The sequence below is a fragment of the Streptomyces ochraceiscleroticus genome (genome assembly GCF_000720485.1).
In the GTDB taxonomy this organism is placed as follows: Bacteria; Actinomycetota; Actinomycetes; order Streptomycetales; family Streptomycetaceae; genus Streptomyces; species Streptomyces ochraceiscleroticus.
Map to the genome: position 1 here is coordinate 228,125 of NZ_JOAX01000007.1, position 24,590 is coordinate 252,714.

Sequence of the window (24,590 nt, forward strand, 5' to 3'; positions counted from 1 at the left end):
TGGCGGTTCACTGCTGCGGGATGTTGCTGGCGGTCATTGCGGGTGAGGTCTCGGGTCTGCCGGACGGCCGCGTCGCTTCCATGTCCGGGCCCAGGTCGCGGTTTCCGCCTTCGCGGCACGTCTGGACGGCGACGGCGGACACCACCAGGACGACGAGGTTCACGGCCATGACGAGCTTGCTGCCGCCGAGTGCCGTCAGGCCGGCGGCGACGAACGGTGCCGGGGCCGCGAACAGCACGTTGGCGCCGGTGTAGGCGAGCGCCATGCCGGTGAAGCGGACCTGCGTGGGGAACTGCTCGGCGAACAGGGCGGGTTGGGCGCCGCTGAGGAACTGGATGGAGCACATCACGAGGGCGACAATGGCTCCGGTGACGACCGGATTGGGGACCGCGGCGGTGAAGAAGAGCACGATGCCGACGAAGCAACCGCCGAGGCCGATGCGCCAGACGCGGCGCCGCCCGATGCGGTCGCAGACGTACCCTCCAGCGATCGCGAAGACGGCGGAGAGGCCGTTCGCGACCACCATGATGACCGTCGCCGTCTGGGCGGACATGCCGGTCGCGGAGGGCAGGTAGCTGAGCCCGTACACCGCGATCAGATAGAAGCTCAGCGTCGTGCCGGCCCAAGCGAGCATCAGCCCGATCACCTGGCGCGGGTGCGTCTTGAGCACGCGGATTCCGCTGCGGCGGGAGCCGGCTTCTGCGGGCGTCGCAGCCTCGGCGTTTTTGTTGTCGGCGAAGGCCGGCGTCTCCTCCAGCTTGAGCCGGATGAACACCGCTGTCGCGACGATCACAATGCTCCCGATGAACGGGACCCGCCAGCCCCAGGCGAGGAACTGATCGGCGGTCAGTGAGGCGCTCAGGGCGGCGATGACGAGGTTTCCCAGCACCTGGCTCAGCGGGGAGCCGATCACGACGAAACTGCCCATGAGTCCTCGACGACTTCTGTCGCAGTGCTCCACCAACAGGATCTGACCGCCGGTCGCCTCCCCGCCGAGTGACACCCCCTGGACAAAGCGCAGGGCGACGAGGAGTACGGCGATGCCGACTCCCCCACCGGTCGGCAGGAATCCGATCAGGATGGACGAGACGCCCATCAGCGTGAGGGTGACGAACAGAATCGGCTTGCGGCCGATCTTGTCGCCGAGGTGCCCGAAGAGGACCGCTCCGAGCGGTCGGGCGGCGACTCCCACGCCGAAGGTGGCGAACGAGGCGAGCAGGCCGCCGGTGGAGCCGAGTTGGTGGAAGAAGAGCTGCGGGAACACCGTCGCGGACAGGATTCCGTACGTGGCGAAGTCGAAGTACTCCAGGGCGGAGCCGAGGGTGCCGCTGGCGACCGTGCGGACCTCCATCGACTTCAGGGGCTTCTTGCCGACTGTGCTGCTGTGCGGCTCTGGCGGTGCGGAAGCGGGCGTCATCGGCTGCTCCTAGTCGGGATCCCGGTCCGGGAGGTAGGGGTGATCAGGGGGTGAGGGCGTCGATCAGGGTCTTGGTGACTTCGTCGGTGGTGGCACTGCCGCCGACATCGCGGGTGAGGACTCCGGCGGCGGTGGTCTTCTCGATGGCCTTGTTCAGTCGGGCCGCCTGGTCGGGGAGACCGAAGTGCTCCAGCATCAGCGCGGCGCTGCCGACCGCACCGATCGGGTTCGCGAGCCCCTGGCCGGCGATGTCGGGCGCCGAGCCGTGTACCGGCTCGAACATGCTCGGGAACCGCCGCTCCGGGTTCAGGTTGGCGCTGGCCGCCAGGCCGAGGCTGCCGGCCAGCGCGCTGCCCAGGTCGGAGAGGATGTCGGCGTTGAGGTTGGAGGCCACCACTACGGACAGGTCCTCGGGCCTGAGCACGAACTTCGCCGACATGGCGTCGACCAGCACGCTCTCGGTCTCCACGTCGGGGTACTCGGCGGCCACCCGCTTGAACACGTCGTCCCACAGCACCATCCCGTACTGCTGGGCGTTGGACTTGGTGACCGAAGAGACCTTGCGGCGGGTGCGGGTGCGAGCCAGGTCGAAGGCGAAGCGGATGATGCGCTCGCAGCCCACCTCGGTGAAGAGGGAGGACTGGACGGCCACTTCGCCGCCGGGGCCGCGCCCGGAGAGGTTGCGGCCGCCGAGACCGGCGTACTCACCCTCGCTGTTCTCCCGGACCACGACCCAGTCGAGTTCGGTGTCGTCGGCCTTGCGCAACGGGCTGATGACACCGGGCAGGAAATGCACGGGACGGACGTTGGCCCACTGGTCGAAGTTCTGGCAGATCCTCAGGCGCAGGCCCCACAGGCTGACGTCGTCGGGGACGGTGGGCCAGCCGACCGCGCCGAAGTAGATGGCGTCGAAGTCCTTGAGCTGATCGAGTCCGTCGTCGGCCATCATTTTGCCGGTGCGGGCGTAGTACTCGCAGCCCCAGTCGAACTCCTGCCAGTCGAGAGCGAACGCATCGGTGCCTCCGGTGCTGTCCGCGGCAAGCGCGTCGAGCACCTGGCGTCCGGCGGCCACGACCTCCTTTCCGATTCCGTCCGCGGGAATCGCCGCGATGCGGAAGGTGCGGGGAGTGGTCACGGGATGGCTCCGTCCAGTCGAACCGGTAGCCCGGCGTCGCAGCCAGGTCGTGTTACAGGTGATTGAACGGCTGACGTCGCGAGTGTGTCCAAGACCGGTTCGCTTCCCGGCTTGAAGGCAGCGCCTATCGATAGGGGCAGCGGCCCTCCGGGCGGAGCCTGCGGGGCGGCTAGGCGCTCTCCCGCTCGAGCGCCTCGAACACGGGGGCGTTGTCGACGTAGATGCGCTGGTCGACGAACTTGCCGTCGACAATGGTGATCTTGGAGGCGGCCTTGATCTCGATCACGGTCCCGCCGCGGAGTATCCAACGGCCGATGGACTCGAAGAAGACCACCCCGCCCTCCTCCTCCCATGCGTTCACGAGGTCGTGCCCAAGCGAAGCGACCCTGTCGAGGACCTCACGGAAGGCCGCGACGACGTTCTCCCGCCCCTTGATCTCGGGGCTGTTCCCGAACGTCAGGGTCATGTCCTCCGCGTAGTAGGAGCCGAACTCGCGGGGACGGTTGGCCTCCATGGCCGCGTAGTACTCGGTGAGCAGCCGTACCGTCTCGGTGCTTGCGCGCATGGTGATCAGACTTTCTCTGGTGGACGTGGCGGGGAAGGACACCCCGGAGCCATTGACTGAATCTCACAATGCTGGATATCGTCCAGCCCGCCTTCGAGAACTGTGTGCGCCGTCACAGTCGGGCCGTCGCTACGGAACGTCGACGCCCGCCCCAGTACCGGCTTCGGTGCCGAGCACCACGGCGCCCCTCCTTCCGGCGCGCCGCCGGGTCGACGCGCCGGCCATCACCTCGCGGTTACGGGACGATCCCAGGGAGACTGCATGTCTGACAATCCACCGTCCACGCGCGTCCTGACCCGCACGAGCCTTCGCGAAGACCCGAGAACCTTCCTGTTCCGGCTGACCGCGATCGCCAGCCTGGGCGGTCTCCTCTTCGGGTTCGACACGGGGGTGATATCGGGCGCACTCGTGTATCTCCGCGAGGACTTCCAGTTGACCGCCGTCACCGAGGGGCTGGTGGTCACTTCACTGCTCTTCCCCGGCGCGACGGCAGGCGCGCTTCTGGGCGGTCCCGTCGCCGACCGCGTGGGACGCAAAAAGTCGCTGGTGATCGCCAGCGTGATCTTCGTCGTCAGCACGATCGCATGTGCTCTGGCACCCAGCGTCGCCGTCCTGATCGTGGCGCGCATCGCGCTCGGCTACGCCGTCGGCGTCGCCTCCGTCGTCGTACCGCTGTATCTCGCCGAGATGGCACCGGCCTCACAGCGAGGCCGCATCGTCACGATGAATCAGCTCATGCTGACGACCGGCCTGTTCCTGGCATTCGTCGCCAACGCGGTACTCGCCAACCTGATCAACGATCCTGTCGTGTGGCGCTACATGGTGGGCGTCGCTCTCGTTCCGGCCGTCGGGCTTCTCATCGGCATGTGCCCGCTGCCCGACACACCTCGCTGGTACGCGAGCAAGCAGATGTGGCCGAAGGCGCGGCACACGCTGCAGCGGGCACATCTCTCCGACCGGGTCGAGGCCGAGTACGAGCAGATCAGGGCGGTCGTCACAGCAGACGCGATGAAGGGTGAGGTCTCCGTTCTCGCCACCCTCCGCCGTGAACCGTGGATGAAGCGTTTGATTCTGGTCGGCATCATCCTGGCGATGGCCCAGCAGACCACTGGCATCAACGTGGTCATGTACTACGCGCCGACCGTGCTGGAGAGTTCCGGCCTCACCCGGTCTGCTTCGCTGCTTGCCTCCGTCACCGTCGGCATCTCGATGATCGTCTTCACGGTGGTGGGCATGTGGGTTCTCGGTATGATGGGGCGCCGCAGGATGATGCTGCTCGGTTTCGGCGGTGTGGCTGCCTCGCATCTGGGGCTCCTCGTCACCTATCTGCTGCCGGACTCGAGCCTGCGCTCGTACCTGATCCTGCTCTTCATGCTGCTGGTGACGGCGTTTATGCTGACCTTCCTGGCCACCACCGGCTTTCTCGTGCTGTCGGAGTTGTTCCCGTTGCCGATCCGCGGGTTCGCCATGGGCGCCTCCCTCGGCGGGCTGTGGGTCGCCAACTCCCTCATCTCCTTCCTGTTTCCGATCCTCGCCGAGCGGTTCGGCTCGGTGGCGGTGTTCTCCGGATTCATGGTGCTCAATGTGCTGGCGACGCTGTTCGCGTTCCGCTGCGTCCCGGAGACCAAGGGGCGCACTTTGGAAGAGCTCGAGGGCGAACTGCGTGACCGCTACAGCGGCACGGTCACCGACCACCTCTGACCCGCCCCCGCACTCCCTTGTACGTGACAGAAAGTGAGACCGAGAATGACTGCGCACAGGTTCGCCAACAAGGTCGCCTTTGTGACCGGCGCCGGTAGCGGCATTGGCCGCGCCACGGCGAGGGCCTTCGCGGCCGAGGGTGCCGATGTGGTCGTGGCCGACATCGACTCGGCCGGCAACAAAGAGACCGCTCGACTCGCCGCCGAGCACGGCGGCCGGGTGCTCACCGTCGAGTGCGATGTCATCTCTTCCAGCGACATCAGGGCCGCCGTCGAGCAGACCGTCCGCGAATTCGGCCGCCTCGACGTCGCATTCAACAACGCTGGGATCGAACAGCCGCCGGCACCTCTCGTCGACATCTCCGAGGACGAGTGGTCACGGCTGCTCGACATCGACCTGCGCAGCGCGTTCTTGTGCATGAAGTACGAGATTCCCGCCATGCTCGAGAATGGCGGTGGCTCCATCGTCAACACCTCGTCCGGCGCCGGCGTGGTCGGGATCCGGGGGCAGGCCGCGTACGTCGCCGCCAAGCACGGGCTCATCGGCCTGACGAAGTCGGCGGCACTCGACTATGCCGCACAGGGCGTCAGGGTCAACGCGATCTGCCCGGGCATCATCGAAACGCCGATGATGGACCGGTTCTCCGGCGGCACCCCCGAGGGCCGGGCCCGCGTCATCGGCCAGGAACCCGTCGGCCGGATGGGTAGCCCCGAGGAGATCGCTTCCGCCGTGCTCTGGCTCTCCTCCGACCTCGGTGCTTTCGCCACCGGCCACGCGATGGTCGTCGACGGCGGCCAGACGGTCGGCATCTGACACGCACCGCGCACTCCGCGGACGAACACACCATCACCTGGAGAGGAACACCGTCATGCCTGGAAAGCACCGCGAATTTCAGTCGCGCCTGATTGTCACCGGAGTCGACGCCGACGGCAGGTCGACCTTCGTGAGCGACGGCCCCACGACCGACCGCCTCGTCGCCGACGGCTACACCCGCAACCACCTGTGGCAGGCCACGCAGGTGCCGACCCCCGTGATGGCGCCGAACGGCCCCGGCGACGCCTCGGTCATCCCGCCGCCGCCCGCGGGCTACAACTACGTCATCACGGCCTTCGCTCCCGACAGCGAATGGGACTACGAGGGTGGCTACGCGCGGATCCTGGCGGAGTCGGGCGCGGGCGACGCGGTGGATCCCACGGACGCCCCCGGCATGCACACGACCGACACCATCGACATCGTCACCGTGATCTCCGGTGAGGCGTGCGTGCTGCTCGACACCGGCGAGACGACCATGCGGCAGGGCGACACCATCGTTCAGCGCGGCACCAAGCACGCCTGGCGCAACCGGACCGACGAACCCTGCGTGATCTCGGCAGTGCACATCAGCGTGATCCGCTGACCCCACCGACCGCCTGCTGGCCGGAACTTCCCGGACGGGCCGCGGCGGGGCGTCCCCGCCGTGCCAGACGACCGGCCGGCAGGCGGGCGACGCCAAGCATGGCTTTGGCGTACGCCGCCCCGGCACCACTAGCCCGGTCCCGGGGCAACCACCGTCGCGTCACGAGTGGGCACCAGGGTGCCGTCCACGATCAGCACGGTCCTTCGCGAACCGCTTGCGGGGCCGCAGCGCCAAGAGCGGGCCGAGCTGGTCTCTGATTCGAAGATCACGAATGGCTGATCGGGCGGGCAGTGAGGGCTACGACGCCCAGGAGAACCTGCGGAGCCCTTCGACGGTGACCAGTCGGCCGAAGGCCAGCTCCGGGAAGTGGGCCGGCGCAAAGGGATCGCCGGAGGCAGCGAGCTCCTCGGCGATGCGGTTGCGCATGATGCCGGCCGCGACAGGGTCGACGTCCCACATCCCTATCCACTCGGGCTCGGTCAGCTCACCCACGGTATGGAGCGTGTCGCCGAGCAGAAGGGCCCGCTCGCCATGGTCGTGGATCACGTAGATGGTGGTGCCGGGTGTGTGGCCGGGTGCGGGGCGCGCGATGAGGCCGGGGAGCAGCGTGGTTTCGGCGTCGATGGGCTCGACTCGTGACTCGATCGGCATGAGCAGGTCGCGGACCTCCGGCACAGCGGTTGGGCCGGTCATGAAGTGGGCCCAGTCGTCCTCGTGCAACCAGAACGTCGCGTTCGGGAAGGTGATGTCTCCGTCGGTTGTCGACCAGCCGACGTGGTCCCAGTGCATATGGGTGAAGCAGACGTCCGTGACGTCCATCGGATCGACTCCGGCGCGGCGGAGATTGTCGAGCATCGCGCCGGTCCGTGTTCCCTCGCCCGTGAAAACTCCTCCGCCCGCGTCGACGAGGACGGTCCGGTCCTTGATCTGGATGAGGAAGGACCCGATGTCCAGACGGATGCGCCCTTTCTCGTCGGTGGGGTGGTCAGCGCAGTCCCATATCTTGCCGTCCGGATGCGACACCGCATTCTCGATGGGCTCGTAGGACGTGCCATCGACGATCGGCACGATCTCGAGATTTCCGACCTTCATCTCACTGCTCCCGCTTGTCGATGTGCTCGGAGGACGGTGACGGCTCGCTGGTCGACCACCTTGAAGATCATTTCGTTGGGAGTTCACACTCCAGTACGCAGTCCAGGAATGCCTGCGCCCCGGGGGTCAGGGGTGCGCGTCGGGCCACCAAGGAGACATGCAGGTACTCCGGTGGCTCCAGGTCCAGGACGAGGGCTCCCGCGCTGCGCGCCAGGCCCGCCCACGCCTCGGTCAACACGGCGACCCCGGTGCCCTGGAGCACCAGCGAGAGGATGGACTCGCGGTGCCCCGCCTCCACTCCGTAGCGCACCGGTACGCCGCGCTCCTGCAGTTCGTCGAGGAGCTGCCGGGCCCGAGTGCCGCGCGGGGCGACGATCGCTGTCAGGCCGGCCAGGTCCTCCAGGGCCACCGCACGGCCGGCCGGCAGCGGGCCGTCGGGCGGGGACAACACGACGAACCGCTGCCGTTCGATGGCGTGCACCTGTACGTCCGGCGAGTGCAACTCCTTGGCGGTGCCTGCCAGTCCGATTTCCACCGCTCCTGTGCGTACGTGCTCCACCACCGCATCGGCGGTGGGCACGGCGCGGACGTCGACTTGCATAGCGGGGTGGCGTCGCTGATACGCGCCGATCATCGCGGACAGCGGCTGAACCGCGGGCGAAGGCATGCTGGCGATCTCCAGCCGTCCGGTGCGCAGTCCCTTCACCGACTCCACCGTGGCCCGTGCGGTCTCCATGTCCCGCAGTACCTGCCGGGCGGGCGCGATCATCGCCCGCCCGGACTCGGTCAGTTCGATGCGCCGTCCGATGCGGTGGAACAGCAAAGTGTCCAGTTCACGCTCCAGGTTGCGGATCGCCTGGGAGAGCGACGGCTGCGCGAGGTGCAGGGAGGCGGCCGCACGGTTGAAGCTGCCGTGGTCGACCACTGCCAGAAAGTATTCGAGTTGCCGTGCGTCCATGGGCCGTTCTCTCCACACGGGCAACGGTCGGTTGTGCGTCTCCTTGATGAAGAACGCGCCGACCATTGCGGGAATCGCGCAAGCGACGATGAGCCAGGCCGGGGCATAGTTTCTCCTCGATGGCCTGCGGGATGAGCTTCGGCTCGTCCCACAGGCGCTTCTGGTCCCGGGGAGTCGTCGCGAGGTGACGGATGATGCTGCCGAGCATGTTGGTCGTCGTGCCGTGTCCGGCCTGCAGGAACAAGCAGATGGTGCCCGCGATCTCGTCGTCGGACAGCCTCCGGCCCTCGACCTCCTCGTGAATCATGGCGCTGATGAGGTCGTTCGCGTCGTACGGCGTCTTCTTGCGGGCCGCAAGGACGCTGTAGATGTCGTCGTTCGCGGCCTTGTGCGTGGCGGAGTCTCCGGCCGCGCCGGCGTCAATGATCCGGTTGATCGTCGTCTTGATGTGGTGGGCGTCCTCGACCGAGATGCCGAGGAAGATGCACTGCACCTGGACCGGCATGAGGAAGGTGAACGACTCCACGGCGTCCACTTCGCCGAGCGACACGCTCCGGCTGATCAGGCCCCGTGCGGTGCGGCGGATCACCGGTTCGATACGGCGGATGTACTCCGGGGTGAAGAAGCGGTTGAGCAGGTCCCGGTAGGCGGTGTGGAGCGGCGGGTCCACCTCCGCCGGTGCCCGCGGTGGGCGGCCCGCGCTCGTGGCATCGGGGATGGGTGTCTTCTGGGCGCTCGTGAAGGTGTGCCAGTCGAGCGCGGCCTCGGTCACGTCCTCGAAGCGGGTCAGCGCGTAGAAGCCCCCGAACCGGTCGCTCCAGGCGACCGGGCACTCGTCGCGGAGATGCGCGTAGGTGTCCATGGGATCCGCGTGGTTCTCCGGGGCCAGCGGATCCCAGTCCTGTGCGGGCTTCGACATGGGGCAGCGCTCGGGCACAGCAGTCACCTCTCTGTGTCTTACTGATGTCGGCGTTCGCGGCCCTCGTGGTCACAACTCCATGTAGACGCTCTTGGTGTAGAGGTAGGTGTCCATGTGTGCGGCGCTCCCCTTGGAGCCGTAGCCGCTCATCTTCGTTCCGCCGAATCCGACCAGTGGATCGATGTGGCCGTAGCAGTTCACCCACATCGTTCCGGTGTGCACGCCGTGGACCACGCGCAGGGCGGTGGACAGGCTCTGCGACCACACCGCTCCCCCGAGCCCGTACTCGCTGTCATTGGCGATGGCGATGGCCTCGTCCAGATCGTCGAAGGGAAGGATCGACAGTACGGGACCGAAGATCTCTTCGCGGGCGATGCGCATGTCGTTGGTGACACCGCCGAAGACGGTCGGCTGCACGAAGTATCCGCCGGCCAGTTCGCCGTCGAGCCGGCCGCCGCCGCGGAGCAGTTCGGCCCCGTCGGCGCGGCCGACATCGATGTAGGACAGGACCTTGTCCAGCTGTGCCTGGGAGACCACCGGCCCCAGGTTGGCGGTGTCGTCCAGGCTGGGGCCGATGCGCAGGGTGTCGGTGAACGCCAGCAGTCGTTCGGTGAACTCGTCGACGATGGACCGCTGGACGAGGACTCGCGTGCCGGCGAAGCAGATCTGACCGGAGTTGGCGAACACCCCCATGGCGGCGCCCGGCACTGCCTTGCCCAGGTCCGCGTCCGCGCACACGATGTCCGCCGACTTGCCGCCCAGTTCCAGCTGCAGCTTCTTGATGTTCGCGGTGGACGCCTCGATGATGCTGCGGCCCGTCTGGGTCGACCCGGTGAACGCGATGCGGTCCACATCGGGGTGGGCCGCCAGCGCGTGGCCGGCGTCCTGGCCACGACCGGTGACCACATTGACGACCCCCGCGGGGACCCCGGCCTCGCACAGGATCTCGGCCACCCGCAGCACCGACAGAGAGGCTTCCTCGGACGGCTTCAGTACGGCGGTGCACCCACTGGCCAGTACGGCGCCGATGATCCAGAACTGGCCGTTGAGCGGGCCGTTCCAGGGGATGATGCCGCCGACGACTCCGACCGGCGCCTTCAACGTCATCGTGGTGACGTCGCCGGGGATGCCGTTCATCAGCGTCTCACCGCTGATGCTGGCCGCCTGGGCGGCGAAGAACGACACCATCTTCAGCAAGGCCGGCTTGCTGCCCCGCAGCCGTGAGACCGGGGCCCCCATGTCCATGGCTTCGATCTGGATCAGTTCCTCGAACCGTTCGTCGAGGATCTGGCCGATCCGGGTCAGCAGCGCCTGGCGCCCGTAGGGCGTCCAGGTGCTCCACTGGCCGTTGAACGCACGGCGTGCCGCGCGGACGGCGCGGTCGACGTCCGCCCGGTCGCCGGCGGCGAGCCGTGCCAGTTCCTCGCCCGTCGAGGGGTCGATGGTGGTCAATGTCTGTCCGGACGCGGCCGGAACGCTTTCGCCGTCGATGAAGTGCTGGTGCGCGGCGCGGGCCAGGAAGGCCCGGGCCTGCTCGCTCGGGGCGGCGTGCTGCTGGAATGTGGTCACTGGTTACCTCTCACCTGGCCTTCGATGCTGCGTCGGTCGGCGTCCGCCGTCCGATGTCAGTCGAAGACGAAGACGCCCTTGCCGATCTCTCGCCGGTCGAACAACTCATAGGCCCGCTCCGCCTCGTCGAGGCGGAACTCGTCGGTGAACAGCGATTCCACGTCCAGGCCGCGCTCGGCCACAAACAGGGCGCACTCCTCCTGGAGGTTCTTGCTGAAGGTCAGCGAGCCCACGACCGTCTTCTGCAACTGGATGAGTTCCTCGCTGTCCAGCTCGATCGTGCCGAAGACGCCCACCATGCAAGCGGTGCCCCACTGGCGGAGCGCCTGGACGGCCTGGCGACGCACGGCGGAGCTGGCGCTGCACTCGATGGACTTGTCCGCGCCGGCGCCGTCGCGGGTCAGTGCGCGGACGGCGGCCACGGAATCCTGCTCCCGTGCGTCGATGACATGGTCGGCGCCGAACCTCTTCGCCATATCCAGGCGCGAGGACTCGACGTCGACGGCGATGACGCGGGCGCCGAAGGCCTTGGCCAGCAGGGTGACACTCAGCCCCACCGGTCCCTGACCGAAGACGGCCACGGTCTCGTCGGCGGACAAGCCGACCCGCTTGATGGCTCCGAAGGCCGTCCCGGTGCCGCACGAGATGGCAGCGCCGGTCTTGAACGACAGCTCGTCGGGCAGGCGGATGAGCGTGTGGGCGGGAACCTTCATGAAGTCCGCGTGGCCGCCGTCGCCGTCGAGACCGCCGTACACAGTGCGGGCGTTGGGGCAGTACTGCGTCCAGCCGGAGCGGCAGTAGCGGCAGGTGCGGCATCCGTCGTAGTGGTGGACCATGACCCGGTCGCCGACGGTGGCCTCGCTGGGGCGTACGGCATTTCCGACCAACTCGACGACACCGCACGGCTCGTGGCCCTCGATCACCAGCTCCGCTCCGGTGCGGCGCGGGCCGTGCAGGTGGTGGAGGTCGCTCCCGCACATGCCGGACGCCTTGATGCGGATGACCACTTCGTCCGGGCCGGGCACCGGGTCGGGAAGCTCGCGCAGGTCGAGCTTGCCCTCACCCAGGAAAACAACTGCTTGCATCGGTTCGTTCCTTGATGATCTGAGGAGGTGGGTGGCACCGACGGCGCCACGGTGTGCCGGCCAGTGAGCGCGCATGTCTGGTCGCGCCCAGGTCACCGCGAGTGCGACGGCCCCGGGGAAGTCTCCGCGTCCCGCTGCGAGTACTGGGAAGCGTTGGCCCCCTCGCGCACGTGCTCGGCATCGCCGTCGGGGGCGATCTGCTCCACCGCCTCGCGGGAGGTGTCCACCCCCGCCACCGCGTTGAGCAGGGTCATGACGCCATACATGCCGGAGATGGCCAGGATCACCCCGAAGACGCCGTAGCTGTTGAACAGCCACAGGACGATGAAGGGAGAGGCGATCAGGCTGACGCGGCCGACGGTCTGGGCGAAACCGCCGCCTCGGAAGCGGAAGGCCGTGGGGAAGAACTCCGGCACGGTTCCCAGGGCCAGTGTCAGGTACGAAGCCACCGTGGCGACCATGATGAACCCGATGGCGATGACGAAACCGGGCTCCGTCATGAACGGATAGATGCCGGCGAAGACAGCCGCGAGCGCCCCGAAGAGCATGATGCTGTTGCGGCGCCCGAGGCGGTCGACGATGAACATGCACAACAGCGGGCCGGCGATGTAACCGGACATGATGGCCGCGTTGAAGCCGAGGGAATTCGACACGGTCATCCCTTGCTCCACGAAGAAGGTGGGCATCCAGCCGGTGATGGCGTAGGAACCGAAGAGGCAGGTGACCGTCAGGACCAGCGCCATCATCGTCCGCCGGATGACCGGCCGCGAGAAGAGCACCGTGATCCGCACCCACTCGGCCTTCTCTGGCTGCGCCGCGCCGTCTGTCAGGCCGGTAGTCGCCGCTGGGCCGCCGTCCTGTCGGGCCGTTACTCCGGACTCCCTCTCGATCATCTGCATGACGGCCTCGGCCTCTTCGTACCGCCCGCGCGATTCCAGCCACTGCGGGGACTCCGGGATACCGCGGCGCAGCCACCAGACGATCAGCGCGCTCACGCCTGCGATGACGAACATGCCGCGCCAGGACCACACGGGGATGACCACCCATCCGATGAGCGCGGCCAGGGTGACGCCGAAACCACCGAAGATGCCCAGGAGGCCGAGGTACCGTCCCCGTCGGCCGGGCGGAATGAACTCGGTGATCATGCCGTAGCAGATGACGTACTCGGCTCCCATGCCGATACTCATCAGGAAGCGCAGAGCGATGAGTACTTCCATCGACGGCGCCATCGCTCCGCACAGGGCGAGGATCCCCACGAGAGCCAGGTTGAGCTGGAAGGCGAATGAGCGTCCGAAGCGGTCGCTGAGCCAGCCGGCGAACGCCGCTCCGATCGCGAGACCTGCGAACGTGACCGACAGGAAGAGCGAGTTGAGCTGGAGCGTCGAGAAGCCGGAGGGCAGCATCGATGCCAGCACGGACGATGAGATCTTGTTGTCGAACGAGTCGACGTACATACCAAGGCCGACCAGCAGCGCCATCCGTCGATGGAACTTGCCGATCGGGAGACTGTCGAGCCTCTGACCTGCGTTGACGCGCGTGTTCATCGGCAGGAACCTCCCCCGCCTGCGACGTGGCGAGCACGCGATGACGTGGTAGAGCTCAGAGGTGTACCGGAGAGCAGGCCCCGTCCCAGGGCGGCTGCGACGGTACGAGTTGCGCACGGATTCGGTCGACATTGTCCGGACATGCGTCTTGTTACCTTCGGCTCGGTGTTCGATGCACAGAGGCAGGAACACGACGGTGTGCAGAAGCGGGCCGCACCCCCTTGAAGGCGGAGCGTCTCGCTCAAGGTGAATCGCCGGCCATGCCTTGATGAGCCGGCACGATGCATCGGATCAGCGGCGGGCGAGCAGACCCCGGGCGCCAGTGCGTTGATTGACGATATCCAGCATTGTGGGACTTGGTCAATGGCTGGAACCAGTGCCACTGAAGGTGACACGCGCACGTCGAACGGTGGGCGCGAAGCCCCGTTCGACGTGCGTCCGGTGTCAGCGGATGGTGTCCCGGTACAGGCCTGCAGCGCGGGCACGCTGGGTGGCCAATTCGATCACCAGATCGAGATTGGGCGTCGGGACCTGCGCGCGTTCGGCCAGGTCGAGGGGGACGCGGAACATGGCGTCGATCTCCATGGGGCGACCGGCCAGCAGGTCCTGCGCGATGCTCTGGAGGTGGCCGGACTTCGCCAGCTTGGCCAGGCCCGCCTCGGGGTCGCCCGCGTCGCAGCCCAGCGCGCGGGCGATGGCGGCAGCCTCGGCCGCCATGGCCTTGGCGGTGCCGGCGACGGCCGGCTTGTCGAGCACGTCCTTCATGGGTGAGGCACCGAGGACGGCCAGTGAGCCTCCTATCAGGTTCATCGTCAGCTTGGCCCAGATGGCGTCGCGGATCTTCGGCGTGACAGCGACCTCCAGGCCGCCCGGGTTCAAGAGCGACGCGAGCTCGTCGAGCCTGGCGTCGGCACTGCCGTCGGGCCGTCCGACGAGCAGGCGGTTGCGCGGGTTCTCGGCGCGGATCACGCCCGGCGCCGGCATGCTGCCCGCCGTGTAGGCCACGGCGCCCACGGCGCGCTCGGGGCCGACGTGGCCCCATAGGGCCCCCGCCGGGTCCAGGCGCGACAGCCTGGTGCCGTCCAGGGGCCCGCCGTGCGCATGGAAGTACCACCAGGGGACACCGTTGAGGACGAACAGCGCCAGGCCGTCCTTCTCGAGCAGTGAACCGAGGTGCTCGGCGATGTCCGGGAGGGCCGGTGCCTTGACAGCGACGATGACGATGTCCTGCGGCTCCAGGTCGCCCGGCTGGTCGGTGGCCACCGGGTGCGAGAGCAGCTCGCCGTCACGGGTTTCCACCCGCAGTCCGTGCTGTCGGATCGCCGCGAGGTGCTTTCCGCGGGCGATGACCGAGACATCGCCCCCGGTCGCGCCGAGCCGCCCGGCGATGTGACCGCCCACGGCTCCCGCGCCGTAAACGCAGATCTTCATGTGTGCTCCCGCTCTCTGCTTGCGTGAAGGGTCGGTCGGTCAGTCGAACTGCATGCGCTTCTGGGCCGCGGCGGCGCTGAGAAAGGAGATGTCGTTGCCGGTGGAGACGTAGCCGGCACCGAGCTCCAGATACTGGCGGATCAGATCCGGGCGCCCGCCGAGCCCGCCGACACCCGCGGTCTTTCCGTTCACGCGGCAGGCCTCGATGATGCGCAGATACGCCTTGTGCAGCTCGGGGTGGTCGATCTGCCCGGGGATGCCCAGCTCGAGGCTGAGGTCGTTCGCGCCCACGAGGAGCACGTCCACGCCCTCCACCGCGGCGATTGCCTCCACCGCGTCCAGACCGGCACGGGTCTCGATCTGCGCCACCACCATGGAGGTCTCATCGAGGGCGCGGATGGTCTGGTCGGCCGGATAGGAGCGGAAGTGCAGTTGGGGCGGGGAACCTGCCAGAGAACGCTCCCCCAGGGGCGCGTGCTTGACGGCTCGGACCGCGGCACGGACCTCGTCAGCGGAGTTCACGCCGGGCACGATGATGCCCATGGCACCGGAGTCCATGACCCGGCCGATGAACGAGGGGTCCAGTCCGGGGACCCGGACCAGCGGTGTGACACCCAAGTGGTTGCAGGCCATGCAGATCTGGCTCGCGGCGTCCAGGGGGAAGGGGCTGTGCTCCATGTCGATGTAGATGGAGTCGAACCCCGCGGAGTGGGCGATCGCGGCGATGTCGACCGTGCGCACGAGTCGCGCGGTCATCGAGTAGACCGTCTCGCCCCGCGCCAGCTTTTCCTTGGCGGGATTGCGCAGCAAGGGGGTGGCTTCGTTGTTCATGTTCGGAAGTTCCTGACTGACTGGAAGGGGCGGCTCAGCCGAAGAGAGGCGGCAGCTCCTGCGCCTCGTCCTCGAACCCGTACACGGACTTGACCTCGAGGTACTCCTCGAGCCCGAACCGGCCCATCGAGCGGCCGATGCCGGACTGCTTGTAGCCGCCCATGGGTGTGTACGAGTCCGTGGCCGCGCCGTTGTAGCTGACGCGTCCGGCGCGCAGGCCGTCGACCACACGGCGGGCGCGCGTACGATCGCCGCCGAAGACGAAGCCACCGAGGCCGTAGACCGAGTCGTTGGCGATGCGCAGCGCCTCGTCCTCGTCGCGGTAGGGCAGCACGGCCAGGACGGGGCCGAAGACCTCCTCCCGGGCGATCGTCATGTCCGGGGTGACTCCGGTGAACACAGTGGGCTGCACGAAGTAACCGCGGTCGAGGCCATCGGGGCGTTCGAGGCCGCCGGTGACGAGTCGGGCGCCTTCGTCGAGGGCGCTCTGGATGTGGTCCCTGATGGATTTGAACTGACCGGCGCTGACGACCGGGCCCATGGTGGTCGAGCTCTCCAGGGGATCGCCCAGGCGGAAGCTGCGGGCCTCATCGACCAGGAAGGGCACGACCTGCTCCACCTGGCTCTCGTGCACCAGCATGCGGCTGGGGGCGTGGCAGGACTGGCCGGCGTTGAAGAAGCAGCGCTGGATGTTCCAGCGGGCGGCCCGTTCGAGGTCGGCGTCGGGCAGCACGATGTTGGCCGACTTGCCCCCCAGTTCGAGGCAGAGGCGCTTGACGGTGTCTGCGGCGGCAGCTCCGACCTGGCGGCCCGCACCGGTGGATCCGGTGAAGGAGACCATGTCGACGTCCGGGTGACGGGAGACCATGTCGCCCACGTCACGGCCCCTGCCATTGACCAGGTTGACGACGCCCGCGGGCACGCCGGCCTCGTGCAGGACCTGCGCCAGGAGCGCCCCGCTGGCGGCGGAGTTGATGCTGGGCTTGGCGACGACGGTGCACCCGGCGGCCAGCGCGTAGATCAGCTTGATCACACCGGTCTGGACCGGCCAGTTCCACGGTGAGATCAGCGCGCACACACCGATCGGTTCGCGGCGGACGACGGCGCCGCCGATCCGTGACTCGAAGGGGTACTCGCGCAGCAGGTCGCGGGCCACCCGCATGTGCTGGGCGGGACCGGTGACCTGGGCGCGGTTGGCGACGGGAATGCCGACCTCGCGTGCGATCAGCTCGGAGAACTCGTCGATGTGCGACTCGTAGGCGTCGATGACGCGGTCGATCAGTGCGATCCGCTCGTCCACCGACGTGGCGGAGAAGCTGTCGAACGCGCGTCGGGCCGCGGCGATCGCGCGCTCCGCGTCCGCGGCACTGCCCAGGGCCACCCGGGCGAAGGCTTCCTCACGGGTGGGGTCGACGAGGTCGACGTGGCGGGGCTCGATCGGTTCGGTCCACTGACCGTCGATGTAAAGGTGCGGGTACTGCCTCATGTGCGAGGCCTCCTCAGCCTGCGTATTGCTTGTCTGATGGTGTCTGGTCGGCGCCTGACGGCAGGGAACGGCGCGGGTCAGCTGCTGTGGGTGTAGCCGCCGTCGCAGGCGATCGTCTGGCCCGTGATGAACGCGGAGGCCGGTGCGGCGAGGAAGAACATGACGCCGACGAGGTCGGTGGGCACCATCCCCCGCGGGATGCACTGCAGCGACGCCGCCCGCTGGCGGACCTCGACGGTGGGGTTCACGGTGCGCTCGACCTCCGTGGCAACGGAGCCGGGCCGCACGCAGTTGACGGTGATCCCGTGACTGCCCAGCTCGCGGGCCAACGAGTTGGTCATGCCGATGACCGCCGACTTGGAGGTGACGTAGTGCAGGTAGTTGACGGTGCCTCGGGTCACCGCGTCGGACGAGACGTTGACGATGCGTCCAAAGCCGGCCCTGCGCATGTGTGCGGCCACCGCCCGCACGCACAGGTAGGTCCCGGTGACGTTGACCTTCAGCACCTGCTCCCACTGCTCCAGCGGGATCTCGTCGAACGGGCCCTTCTCGATGGTCGCGAATATCGACGCGTTGTTGATCAGTACGTCGATCCGGCCCCACCGCTCGACGACGGTGTCGACCATGGCCGTCACCGACGGCTCGTCGGCCACGTCGACCTGGACGGCCAGGCCGGTGCCGCCGGCCTCGTGGATCTCCTTGACGACGGTCTCCGCCTTGCCGAGGTCGAGGTCGGCCACCACGGCGAAGGCCCCGGCCGCGGCGAACTGGCGCGCCAGCTCCCGGCCGATGCCCTGGGCGGCGCCGGTCACGATCACCACCCGCTCCGCCACGCTGAAGTCCCGCGCCGACTCCGGCACACCGGAGTCATGTGGGGCGTGGGTCAAGGGTGTTGTGGTCATGGTCAGTCCTCCTGGCGTCGCGCTTCGCGATGTCAATGCGGCGGGGAATGTGGCTGCGAATGCAGGGCTGATGAACGGGGGGTGCCGCGGTTTCGCGTGAGCCTCACCCGTGAGCTCCGGGGCAGTAACCCCTGATGACCCATGGACAGTATCCCGCCATGTGGGATATCGTCAACGGAAACGGCGGCCCTCCCTGCTCCGAAGCAGGACAACACCGGGCAGGCCCAGCGCCCCGAATCGCCGGCTCTCGCGGCGGGGCGACATTGACTCAGTGCTGAATTCCGTGAAGGAGCTCCAGATGCGTGTAGGCAAGGCATCCGACACCGACGTCGAGCAGGTCGGAACCATGCGTGAGGGCAAGCTCGACCAGAAGCACCTGCTGTTCGGTGAGGACGACTCGCCCAACAACTACGACCTGAACATGGGACTGACGGGCGGCGGCGGCTGGCGGACCCCGCGCCACCGGCACAACTTCGACCAGATCCGCTACGTCATTCAGGGCGAGCTGCCCTACACCGAGACCGAGGTGCTGAAGGAGGGCTGGGTCGGCTACTTCCCCGAGAGCGTCCACTACGGCCCCCAGGAGCGCGCCGAAGGCCTGCGCACCATGGTTCTGCAGTGCGGCGGGGCGAGCGGCCAGGGCTACCTGAGCGTCGCGCGGCGCGAGGCAGTGAACGCCGAGCTGAACAAGGTCGGCGAGTTCAAGAAGGGCCTCTACCACTACACCGACGCCAACGGCGTGGCCCAGACCAAGGACGGCTCGGAAGCGATCTTCGAGCATGCAACGGGCGGCGCGCTCCGGTTCGCGGCTCCGCGTTACACCGATGTCATCGCAATGGACCCGGATGCCTACGACTGGCACAAGAGCCAGGACACGGGCGTCGAGGAGAAGTGGCTGGGCCGCTTCACGGAACGCGACCTGCGCATCGGGTTCCTGCGCCTGGACGCCGGCGCGGTCTACCAGGCAGGCCAGTTCAACTCCATCGAGATCCTGTTCCAGACCAAGGGCAGGGTGACCGCCGGCGGCACGGAGTACGGGCCCGAGACCGGATACGAATTCCTGGCCAACGAAGGTCCGGTACAGGTCGAAGCCGTCGAGCCGACCGAGTTTCTGCGCATGGTGCTGCACACGTTCTGACTCGTCTCGGGGCAACGCCCATCGACGGCCGCCGCGGGAGTCATCCGCATGGCAGGACCGGGACGCGCACTCTGCGGTCCTGCCATGCGCCCCCAACGTCGGCTCCGCGCGTGTGACCCGGCGCGACCTCGACCGAGACCTCGTCAACTACTCACAAAGGCAAGGAATTCGCCGTGCCCCACCCTCTCCGTGCCCAGACGGGAGCTGTCGCCGAGGACGTCGTGCTCGACGGGCTGCCACCAGTCCGCGAGGTGAGTGCCGCGGAAGTGGCCGCCCGCACAGCTGAGGGCCCCCGGCTCGTGGTTCTCGACGACGACCCGACCGGCACCCAGACGGTCGCCGACGTGCCCGTCCTGACCTCCTGGACGGTGGACGACCTGCGCTGGGCGCTGCGCCAGGACAGCTCCGCCTTCTTCGTCCTTACCAACACCCGCAGCCTGTCCGCCGAGGACGCCGCCGCCCGCAATCGCGAGGTGGTCCGCGCCCTGCACGTGGCGTCGGCAGCCGAGAAAACCGGATACGTCCTGGCCAGCCGCGGGGACTCGACGCTGCGCGGCCACTTCCCGCTGGAGACTGATGTCCTCTCCGAGACGCTGACTCATCTGGGTGCCGGAGCTCCGGACGGCGTAGTGGTGGTTCCCGCCTACATCGAGGCGGGTCGGCTGACGATCGACTCCCGCCACTGGATGCGGACGGCCGACGGACTGCTGCCGGTCGGCGAGAGCGAGTTCGCCCGCGACGCCTCCTTCGGCTACCGCGCATCGACACTGCCCGAGTGGGTCGAGGAGAAGACGGGCGGACGCGTACCCGCGGACCAGGTCCTGCGCATCACCCTCGACGACCTACGCCATGGCGGCCCGGAGCACACGGCGCGGCTGCTGTCCTTGCTGCGCGGCGGGCGCACGGCCGTGGTCGACGCGGTGTGCGACGACGATCTGCGCGTACTTTCCCTGGCCCTGACCCAGGCGGAGGACAACGGCGCACGGCTTCTGTACCGGGTCGGGCCGTCCTTCGTCAGGGCCCGTGCCGGACAGGCCGCGCGGGCTCCACTTGCCCCGGCGGAACTGCGCCCGCTGCTCGGGGACGCGCCGCACGGACTCATCGTCGTCGGATCCCATGTCGCGCTTACCACACGGCAGTTGGACCACCTGCGTGAACGCGGCGGAATCACCGAGTACGAGCTCGACGTGGCCGTCCTGCTCGACGAGGAGCGGCGCGACGCCCACATCGCCGAGGTCGCGGCCGCGGCCGCCGGTGCGCTGGAGACGGCCGATGCCGTGATCAGCACCTCCCGCACGCTGGTGACGGGTGCCGACGCGGACGACAGTCTGTCCATCTCCCGCCGGGTCTCCGCCGCGCTCGTGGAAACCGTGCGCCAGGTCAACGCCACCCGGCGGCCCGCCTTCGTCGTCGCGAAGGGCGGTATCACCTCCAGCGACACCGCCACTCACGGCCTGGAAATCCGCCGTGCCTGGGCACGGGGCACACTGCTCCCCGGGATCGTCTCGCTCTGGGAGCCCGTGGACGGCCCCGCCACCGGCATTCCTTACGTCGTCTTTGCCGGGAACGTCGGCGGTGCCGACGCGCTCGCCGACGCCATCGACCTGTTGAGGAGTGCCTGATGCTGCTGCACGGAACCGATGCCCTGAAGGAGGCCGCAGCCGCCGGCCAGGCCCTGCCCGGGTTCGTCGTCTACAACCTGGAGACGGTCCAGGGCATCACGGCCGCCGCGGAGGCCTCCGGTCAGCCCGTCCTCATCCAGGCGGGTGCCAGTCCCTTCAAGCACGCCGGGCGCGACACCCTGATGCGGCTGGCGCTGGACGCGGCCGGACGCTCCGCCGCCCGTCTCGGGGTGCACCTCGATCACAGCCGGGACCTGGACGAGATCACCGCATGCCTGGAGGCGGGCTACTCCTCCGTTATGGTCGACGGCTCACATCTGCCGTTCACCGAGAACATCGCGTTGACGAAGGAGGCTGTCCGCCGGGCTCGTGACCACGGCGCCTGGGTGGAAGCCGAGCTCGGTGCTCTGCCGGGCGACGAGGACGTCTCCACCAACGCCGTCGCACAGGCCGCGGCGATGACCGATCCGCAGCAGGCAGGCGAGTTCGTGGCCGCGACGGGCGTGGACGCACTCGCCGTCGCCGTCGGCAACGTCCACGGCTTCACCAAGAACCCGGTCCACCTGGCCCTCGATCGGCTGGCCGAGATCCACGAGGCCGTACCGGTCCCCCTCGTCCTGCACGGCGCCAGCGGTCTGCCCGTCGAGGAGCTCCACGGCGCCCTCGCCCGGGGCGTCGCCAAGGTCAACGTCAACGCCGAGCTGCGCCGCGCATACCTTGAGGCCGTCCGTACGTCCCTCCCGTCCGCGCTGCCCGGCTCCGACGCCGTCTCCCTGTGGGCGGCAGGCCGCGACGCGGTCCGGGACACCGCTCTGGAGATCATCGGCCGACTGAGCCCGCACGCCCATGAGGGAAACGCCTGACCTCAACTCAGGCTCTCGGGTCGCTTCCCGCAGCTGCTTTCGCCGAAGGAAGTCCCACCGCCTATTGGCGGACCCGCCACTCATCGACCTGCACGTTGCGCGCAGCACGTGCCAGTCCTCCGTCCCACGCTCTTGTGCCGTCCTCTGCACGGAGCCAATGCACCACTCTCTGTAAGGAGCCACCGTGTCTGCCACTCCCTCGATTGCCGTTCTGCACACCAGCCTGGTGTTCGTCAACGTCGAGCCGGTCATCAACGACTACCTCGCAGAACTCGCGCCGGACGCCAAGGTCCTGCACTTCGTCGACAGCGACGTGCTCGCAACCGTGATGCGCGACGGTGAGGTCTCGCCCGCCAGCACGCAGCGCATGGTGCACCTGGCCCAGGCCGCGGAGGCCGCAGGAGCCGACGTCATCTTCTCCGCCTGCTCCTCGCTCGGCCCGGCCATCGACGTGGCCCGCCGGCTGGTCTCCGTCCCGATCGTCAAGATCGACGACGCCATGACCGCATCGGCGGTCGAGACCGCGGACGCCATCGGCGTCCTGGCCACGGTCCCCACGACGCTGCCGCCGACCTGCTCCCTCGTCAAGGAGAAGGCGCAGGCGGCCGGTCGCGACATCACTGTCAAGGAGGCGCTCTCCGAGGGAGCCTTCTCCGTACTGATGTCCGGTGACCGCGACCGCCACGACGCGATGGTGCTGGACGGAGCGCGGGCGCTCGCGGCGGAGGTCGATGCGATCGTGCTGGCCCAGGCGTCCATGGCACGACTGGCCCCCGTGATCGCCGAAGCCATCGGCAAGCCCGTGCTCTCCAGCCCGCGCAGCGGTGCGGAGGACGCAGTGCGTGTGCTGCAGAAGCAGAGGGCCTGACACGGCCCAAGTTGCAGAGGGGGTCACCCTGTTCCAGTCCAAGGGCAGGGTGGCCACCCGCAGCACGCAGTACGGGACCTGACCGGATAGGGACTTCTGACCACCTAGGGGCCCGTACCGGTCGACCGCCGAGCCGACCGACTTCCTGCACACGGTGCCGCGCGCTTCTGAGCCGGTACGCCGCAGCACGGCGCTCAAGCGGCCCGTGCTGCGGCGTACCGGCTCGTGCTTGTCCGTTCGGGCTGGCGCTCTCGCCAAGCACGAACACGGCAGCCGCCTCCGGCTTCCACCACCAGGGACCGACACACCAAGGGAACTGAAGGACATGACCAGCAACGTCAGCGCCCCCGACATCTCCGAACGGGCACGCGAAGCCATCGCCAAGGTCAGCACCGGCGTCTTCGTCGACGGACAGTGGGACGACGCGGCTTCCGGCGCCCGCTTCAATGTGGTGAATCCGGCCACCGAGGAAGTCATTGCGACCGTGGCTGACGGCGGCCCCAAGGACGCCTTGCATGCGATCGAAACCGCAGGCCGGGTGCAGAGCGAGTGGGCAAGGACCGCCCCCCGTGAGCGTGGAGAGATCCTGCGCCGCGCCTACGACCTTCTCATGGTGCGGCAGGACGAGCTCGCCCTCATCATGACCGCGGAGATGGGCAAGCCACTCGCCGAGGCGAAGGGCGAGGTGGCGTACGCCGCCGAGTTCTTCCGCTGGTTCTCCGAGGAAGCCGTCCGCATCGGCGGCGACGTAACGACGACGGGCGACGGGAAGAACCGCATCCTCGTCTCGCGCGAGCCCGTCGGCCCCTGTGTGCTCGTGACGCCGTGGAACTTCCCACTCGCCATGGGCACGCGCAAGATTGGGCCGGCCATTGCAGCCGGCTGCACGATCGTGTTCAAACCCGCCGCTCTCACCCCGCTGTCGTCCCTCGCGCTCGCAGACGTCCTGGTTGAGGCCGGGCTGCCCCCAGGTGTCCTCAACATCGTGTGTACGACCAAGGCGTCCTCGGTGGTATCTCCGTGGATGTCGAGCGGCGTTGCCCGCAAGATCAGCTTCACGGGTTCCACCGAGGTCGGCGTCCGCCTGCTCGAACAGGCGGCCCAGCACGTCATGCGCTCGTCGATGGAACTCGGCGGCAACGCACCCCTCATCGTCTTCGAGGATGCAGACCTCGACCGCGCCGTCGAAGGTGCGTTCGCGGCCAAGATGCGCAACATGGGCGAGGCATGCACCGCCGCGAATCGGATCTTCGTCCAGCGGCCCGTCGCCGAGGAGTTCGCCCGACGTCTCGCAGCACGACTGGGCGCGCTGCGAGTCGGCGACGGCCTGGAGCCGGGCACCGAAGTCGGGCCGCTCGTGGAAGAGAAGGCCCTGCGGAAGGTGCAGGAACTCGTCGACGACGCCATCGACAAGGGCGCGAAGGTCGTATGCGGCGGCAACCGTCCGGACCGCGCGGGCTACTTCTACTCCCCCACCGTCCTCTCGGACGTTTCGGTGCAGGCGGACCTCCTGACCACGGAGATCTTCGGCCCGGTGGCTCCCGTCATCCCGTTCGACACGGAAGAGGAGGCCGTCCGCATGGCCAACGACACCCCGTGGGGCCTGGCGGGCTACCTGTTCACGCAGGACGTGGACCGCGGCTTCCGTGTCAGCGAGGCCCTCGAGGTCGGCATGGTCGGCCTGAACACCGGCATCGTGTCCAACCCCGCCGCACCCTTCGGCGGCATCAAGGCCTCGGGACTCGGCCGCGAGGGCGGCCGCGTAGGCATCGAGGAATTCCTTGAATACAAGTACATGGCAGTCCCCCGGGCGTGACCTCAACAGCTCCACCCGAGGCCGGAGCCTGATACCTCCGGGCCCGAGCGAGGCCAAAAGGCACGAGCCGGCCACTGGTCGGCGGCACCTCGGCGCTGCTCACCGTTGTGACCACCGTGGCCCCACTCCTGCGGCTCACCCCGACTTCTGAACCCCACGAGAGGAATCCATGAAGACTGTCCCCTTCGGAACCACCGACGCCACAGTCCCCAACGTCGTCGCGGGCATGATGCGCATCGCCGGCGACAGCGA

21 protein-coding genes and 1 pseudogene are annotated in these 24,590 nt (G+C 68.2%); 8 read left to right on the top strand and 14 right to left on the bottom strand.

The genetic code is table 11. From position 1 onward, the window contains the following. Window positions 1-7 precede the first annotated feature (7 nt). The 3 genes from IG84_RS0112000 to IG84_RS0112010 all read right to left on the bottom strand — a co-directional run bounded on the left by IG84_RS0112000 (window position 8) and on the right by IG84_RS0112010 (window position 3,117). Entirely contained in the window at window positions 8-1,417 is a 1,410-nt protein-coding gene (locus IG84_RS0112000; RefSeq protein ID WP_051861631.1) for an MFS transporter, read from the bottom strand. A gap of 43 nt (window positions 1,418-1,460) precedes the next feature. Then, complete coding sequence (locus IG84_RS0112005) at window positions 1,461-2,552, bottom strand: tartrate dehydrogenase (protein ID WP_031054830.1); 1,092 nt, start codon at window positions 2,550-2,552, stop codon at window positions 1,461-1,463. Window positions 2,553-2,721: 169 nt separating this feature from the next. Further along, the gene (locus IG84_RS0112010) at window positions 2,722-3,117 is read right to left on the bottom strand and encodes a nuclear transport factor 2 family protein (RefSeq protein WP_031054831.1); all 396 of its coding nucleotides are present in this window, start codon (window positions 3,115-3,117) and stop codon (window positions 2,722-2,724) included. A 261-nt stretch (window positions 3,118-3,378) separates the two neighbouring features. Here IG84_RS0112010 and IG84_RS0112015 point away from each other — a divergent pair, with 261 nt between their 5' ends. Genes IG84_RS0112015 through IG84_RS0112025 form a run of 3 tightly spaced genes read left to right on the top strand, consistent with a single transcriptional unit; the run spans window position 3,379 to window position 6,214 of the window. Beyond that, window positions 3,379-4,818: a sugar porter family MFS transporter gene (locus IG84_RS0112015; protein ID WP_107053859.1), complete on the top strand. Its 1,440-nt coding sequence runs from the start codon at window positions 3,379-3,381 to the stop codon at window positions 4,816-4,818. A gap of 45 nt (window positions 4,819-4,863) precedes the next feature. Next, window positions 4,864-5,631: a glucose 1-dehydrogenase gene (locus tag IG84_RS0112020; RefSeq protein ID WP_031054834.1), complete on the top strand. Its 768-nt coding sequence runs from the start codon at window positions 4,864-4,866 to the stop codon at window positions 5,629-5,631. Between the two features lie 55 nt (window positions 5,632-5,686). Further along, window positions 5,687-6,214, top strand: coding sequence for a cupin domain-containing protein (locus IG84_RS0112025; RefSeq protein ID WP_031054836.1), 528 nt, complete (start codon window positions 5,687-5,689; stop codon window positions 6,212-6,214). A gap of 149 nt (window positions 6,215-6,363) precedes the next feature. On the opposite strand, the pseudogene IG84_RS42910 reads toward IG84_RS0112025, so the two are convergent. The 11 genes and pseudogenes from IG84_RS42910 to IG84_RS0112075 all read right to left on the bottom strand — a co-directional run. Continuing rightward, a pseudogene (locus IG84_RS42910) lies at window positions 6,364-6,475 on the bottom strand (IS5/IS1182 family transposase); the annotation flags it as partial. A 36-nt stretch (window positions 6,476-6,511) separates the two neighbouring features. Next, window positions 6,512-7,306 (bottom strand): MBL fold metallo-hydrolase, encoded by a 795-nt coding sequence (locus IG84_RS0112030; protein WP_031054840.1) that lies wholly within the window; start codon window positions 7,304-7,306, stop codon window positions 6,512-6,514. A 67-nt stretch (window positions 7,307-7,373) separates the two neighbouring features. Beyond that, complete coding sequence (locus IG84_RS0112035) at window positions 7,374-8,231, bottom strand: LysR family transcriptional regulator (protein ID WP_245659316.1); 858 nt, start codon at window positions 8,229-8,231, stop codon at window positions 7,374-7,376. After that, window positions 8,140-9,183, bottom strand: coding sequence for a cytochrome P450 (locus tag IG84_RS42170; RefSeq protein WP_157848861.1), 1,044 nt, complete (start codon window positions 9,181-9,183; stop codon window positions 8,140-8,142). Before IG84_RS42170 ends, IG84_RS0112035 begins: the two co-directional genes overlap by 92 nt. Before the next feature lie 69 nt (window positions 9,184-9,252). Further along, the gene (locus IG84_RS0112045; RefSeq protein WP_078648772.1) at window positions 9,253-10,752 is read right to left on the bottom strand and encodes an aldehyde dehydrogenase family protein; all 1,500 of its coding nucleotides are present in this window, start codon (window positions 10,750-10,752) and stop codon (window positions 9,253-9,255) included. A gap of 56 nt (window positions 10,753-10,808) precedes the next feature. Beyond that, on the bottom strand, window positions 10,809-11,837 hold the full coding sequence (locus IG84_RS0112050) for a zinc-dependent alcohol dehydrogenase family protein (protein WP_031054849.1): 1,029 nt from the start codon (window positions 11,835-11,837) through the stop codon (window positions 10,809-10,811). Window positions 11,838-11,929: 92 nt separating this feature from the next. Beyond that, a complete protein-coding gene (locus tag IG84_RS0112055) occupies window positions 11,930-13,381 on the bottom strand; it encodes an MFS transporter (protein WP_051861632.1) in 1,452 nt (483 codons plus the stop codon). Between the two features lie 444 nt (window positions 13,382-13,825). After that, a complete protein-coding gene (locus IG84_RS0112060; RefSeq protein WP_031054854.1) occupies window positions 13,826-14,812 on the bottom strand; it encodes a ketopantoate reductase family protein in 987 nt (328 codons plus the stop codon). Between the two features lie 39 nt (window positions 14,813-14,851). Continuing rightward, a complete protein-coding gene (locus IG84_RS0112065) occupies window positions 14,852-15,643 on the bottom strand; it encodes an HpcH/HpaI aldolase family protein (protein ID WP_031054857.1) in 792 nt (263 codons plus the stop codon). 34 nt (window positions 15,644-15,677) lie between these two features. Further along, complete coding sequence (locus IG84_RS0112070) at window positions 15,678-17,129, bottom strand: aldehyde dehydrogenase family protein (protein ID WP_031054859.1); 1,452 nt, start codon at window positions 17,127-17,129, stop codon at window positions 15,678-15,680. 77 nt (window positions 17,130-17,206) lie between these two features. After that, window positions 17,207-18,031 (bottom strand): SDR family NAD(P)-dependent oxidoreductase, encoded by an 825-nt coding sequence (locus tag IG84_RS0112075; RefSeq protein ID WP_031054861.1) that lies wholly within the window; start codon window positions 18,029-18,031, stop codon window positions 17,207-17,209. 298 nt (window positions 18,032-18,329) lie between these two features. Here IG84_RS0112075 and IG84_RS0112080 point away from each other — a divergent pair, with 298 nt between their 5' ends. From IG84_RS0112080 to IG84_RS0112100, 5 genes are all read left to right on the top strand, one after another. Then, window positions 18,330-19,169, top strand: a complete 840-nt coding sequence (locus IG84_RS0112080; RefSeq protein WP_031054863.1) for a cupin domain-containing protein — start codon at window positions 18,330-18,332, stop codon at window positions 19,167-19,169. Window positions 19,170-19,342: 173 nt separating this feature from the next. Continuing rightward, a complete protein-coding gene (locus IG84_RS0112085) occupies window positions 19,343-20,791 on the top strand; it encodes a four-carbon acid sugar kinase family protein (RefSeq protein WP_425424026.1) in 1,449 nt (482 codons plus the stop codon). Beyond that, complete coding sequence (locus tag IG84_RS0112090; RefSeq protein WP_037799992.1) at window positions 20,791-21,654, top strand: class II fructose-bisphosphate aldolase; 864 nt, start codon at window positions 20,791-20,793, stop codon at window positions 21,652-21,654. Before IG84_RS0112085 ends, IG84_RS0112090 begins: the two co-directional genes overlap by 1 nt. 184 nt (window positions 21,655-21,838) lie before the next feature. Further along, complete coding sequence (locus IG84_RS0112095) at window positions 21,839-22,522, top strand: aspartate/glutamate racemase family protein (protein ID WP_031054870.1); 684 nt, start codon at window positions 21,839-21,841, stop codon at window positions 22,520-22,522. A 325-nt stretch (window positions 22,523-22,847) separates the two neighbouring features. Then, window positions 22,848-24,338, top strand: a complete 1,491-nt coding sequence (locus IG84_RS0112100; RefSeq protein WP_031054871.1) for an NAD-dependent succinate-semialdehyde dehydrogenase — start codon at window positions 22,848-22,850, stop codon at window positions 24,336-24,338. The last annotated feature ends 252 nt before the right edge of the window (window positions 24,339-24,590 follow it).

Bases quoted from the DNA above. Each gene is read 5' to 3' on its own strand.
- IG84_RS0112060 (WP_031054854.1), bottom strand. From the start codon at position 14,812: ATGAAGATCTGCGTTTACGGCGCGGGAGCCGTGGGCGGTCACATCGCC.
- IG84_RS0112015 (WP_107053859.1), top strand. From the start codon at position 3,379: ATGTCTGACAATCCACCGTCCACGCGCGTCCTGACCCGCACGAGCCTT.
- IG84_RS0112020 (WP_031054834.1), top strand. From the start codon at position 4,864: ATGACTGCGCACAGGTTCGCCAACAAGGTCGCCTTTGTGACCGGCGCC.
- IG84_RS42170 (WP_157848861.1), bottom strand. From the start codon at position 9,183: ATGTCGAAGCCCGCACAGGACTGGGATCCGCTGGCCCCGGAGAACCAC.
- IG84_RS0112025 (WP_031054836.1), top strand. From the start codon at position 5,687: ATGCCTGGAAAGCACCGCGAATTTCAGTCGCGCCTGATTGTCACCGGA.
- IG84_RS0112055 (WP_051861632.1), bottom strand. From the start codon at position 13,381: ATGAACACGCGCGTCAACGCAGGTCAGAGGCTCGACAGTCTCCCGATC.
- IG84_RS0112000 (WP_051861631.1), bottom strand. From the start codon at position 1,417: ATGACGCCCGCTTCCGCACCGCCAGAGCCGCACAGCAGCACAGTCGGC.
- IG84_RS0112075 (WP_031054861.1), bottom strand. From the start codon at position 18,031: ATGACCACAACACCCTTGACCCACGCCCCACATGACTCCGGTGTGCCG.
- IG84_RS0112090 (WP_037799992.1), top strand. From the start codon at position 20,791: ATGCTGCTGCACGGAACCGATGCCCTGAAGGAGGCCGCAGCCGCCGGC.
- IG84_RS0112080 (WP_031054863.1), top strand. From the start codon at position 18,330: ATGCGTGTAGGCAAGGCATCCGACACCGACGTCGAGCAGGTCGGAACC.
- IG84_RS0112100 (WP_031054871.1), top strand. From the start codon at position 22,848: ATGACCAGCAACGTCAGCGCCCCCGACATCTCCGAACGGGCACGCGAA.
- IG84_RS0112065 (WP_031054857.1), bottom strand. From the start codon at position 15,643: ATGAACAACGAAGCCACCCCCTTGCTGCGCAATCCCGCCAAGGAAAAG.
- IG84_RS0112050 (WP_031054849.1), bottom strand. From the start codon at position 11,837: ATGCAAGCAGTTGTTTTCCTGGGTGAGGGCAAGCTCGACCTGCGCGAG.
- IG84_RS0112030 (WP_031054840.1), bottom strand. From the start codon at position 7,306: ATGAAGGTCGGAAATCTCGAGATCGTGCCGATCGTCGATGGCACGTCC.
- IG84_RS0112070 (WP_031054859.1), bottom strand. From the start codon at position 17,129: ATGAGGCAGTACCCGCACCTTTACATCGACGGTCAGTGGACCGAACCG.
- IG84_RS0112010 (WP_031054831.1), bottom strand. From the start codon at position 3,117: ATGCGCGCAAGCACCGAGACGGTACGGCTGCTCACCGAGTACTACGCG.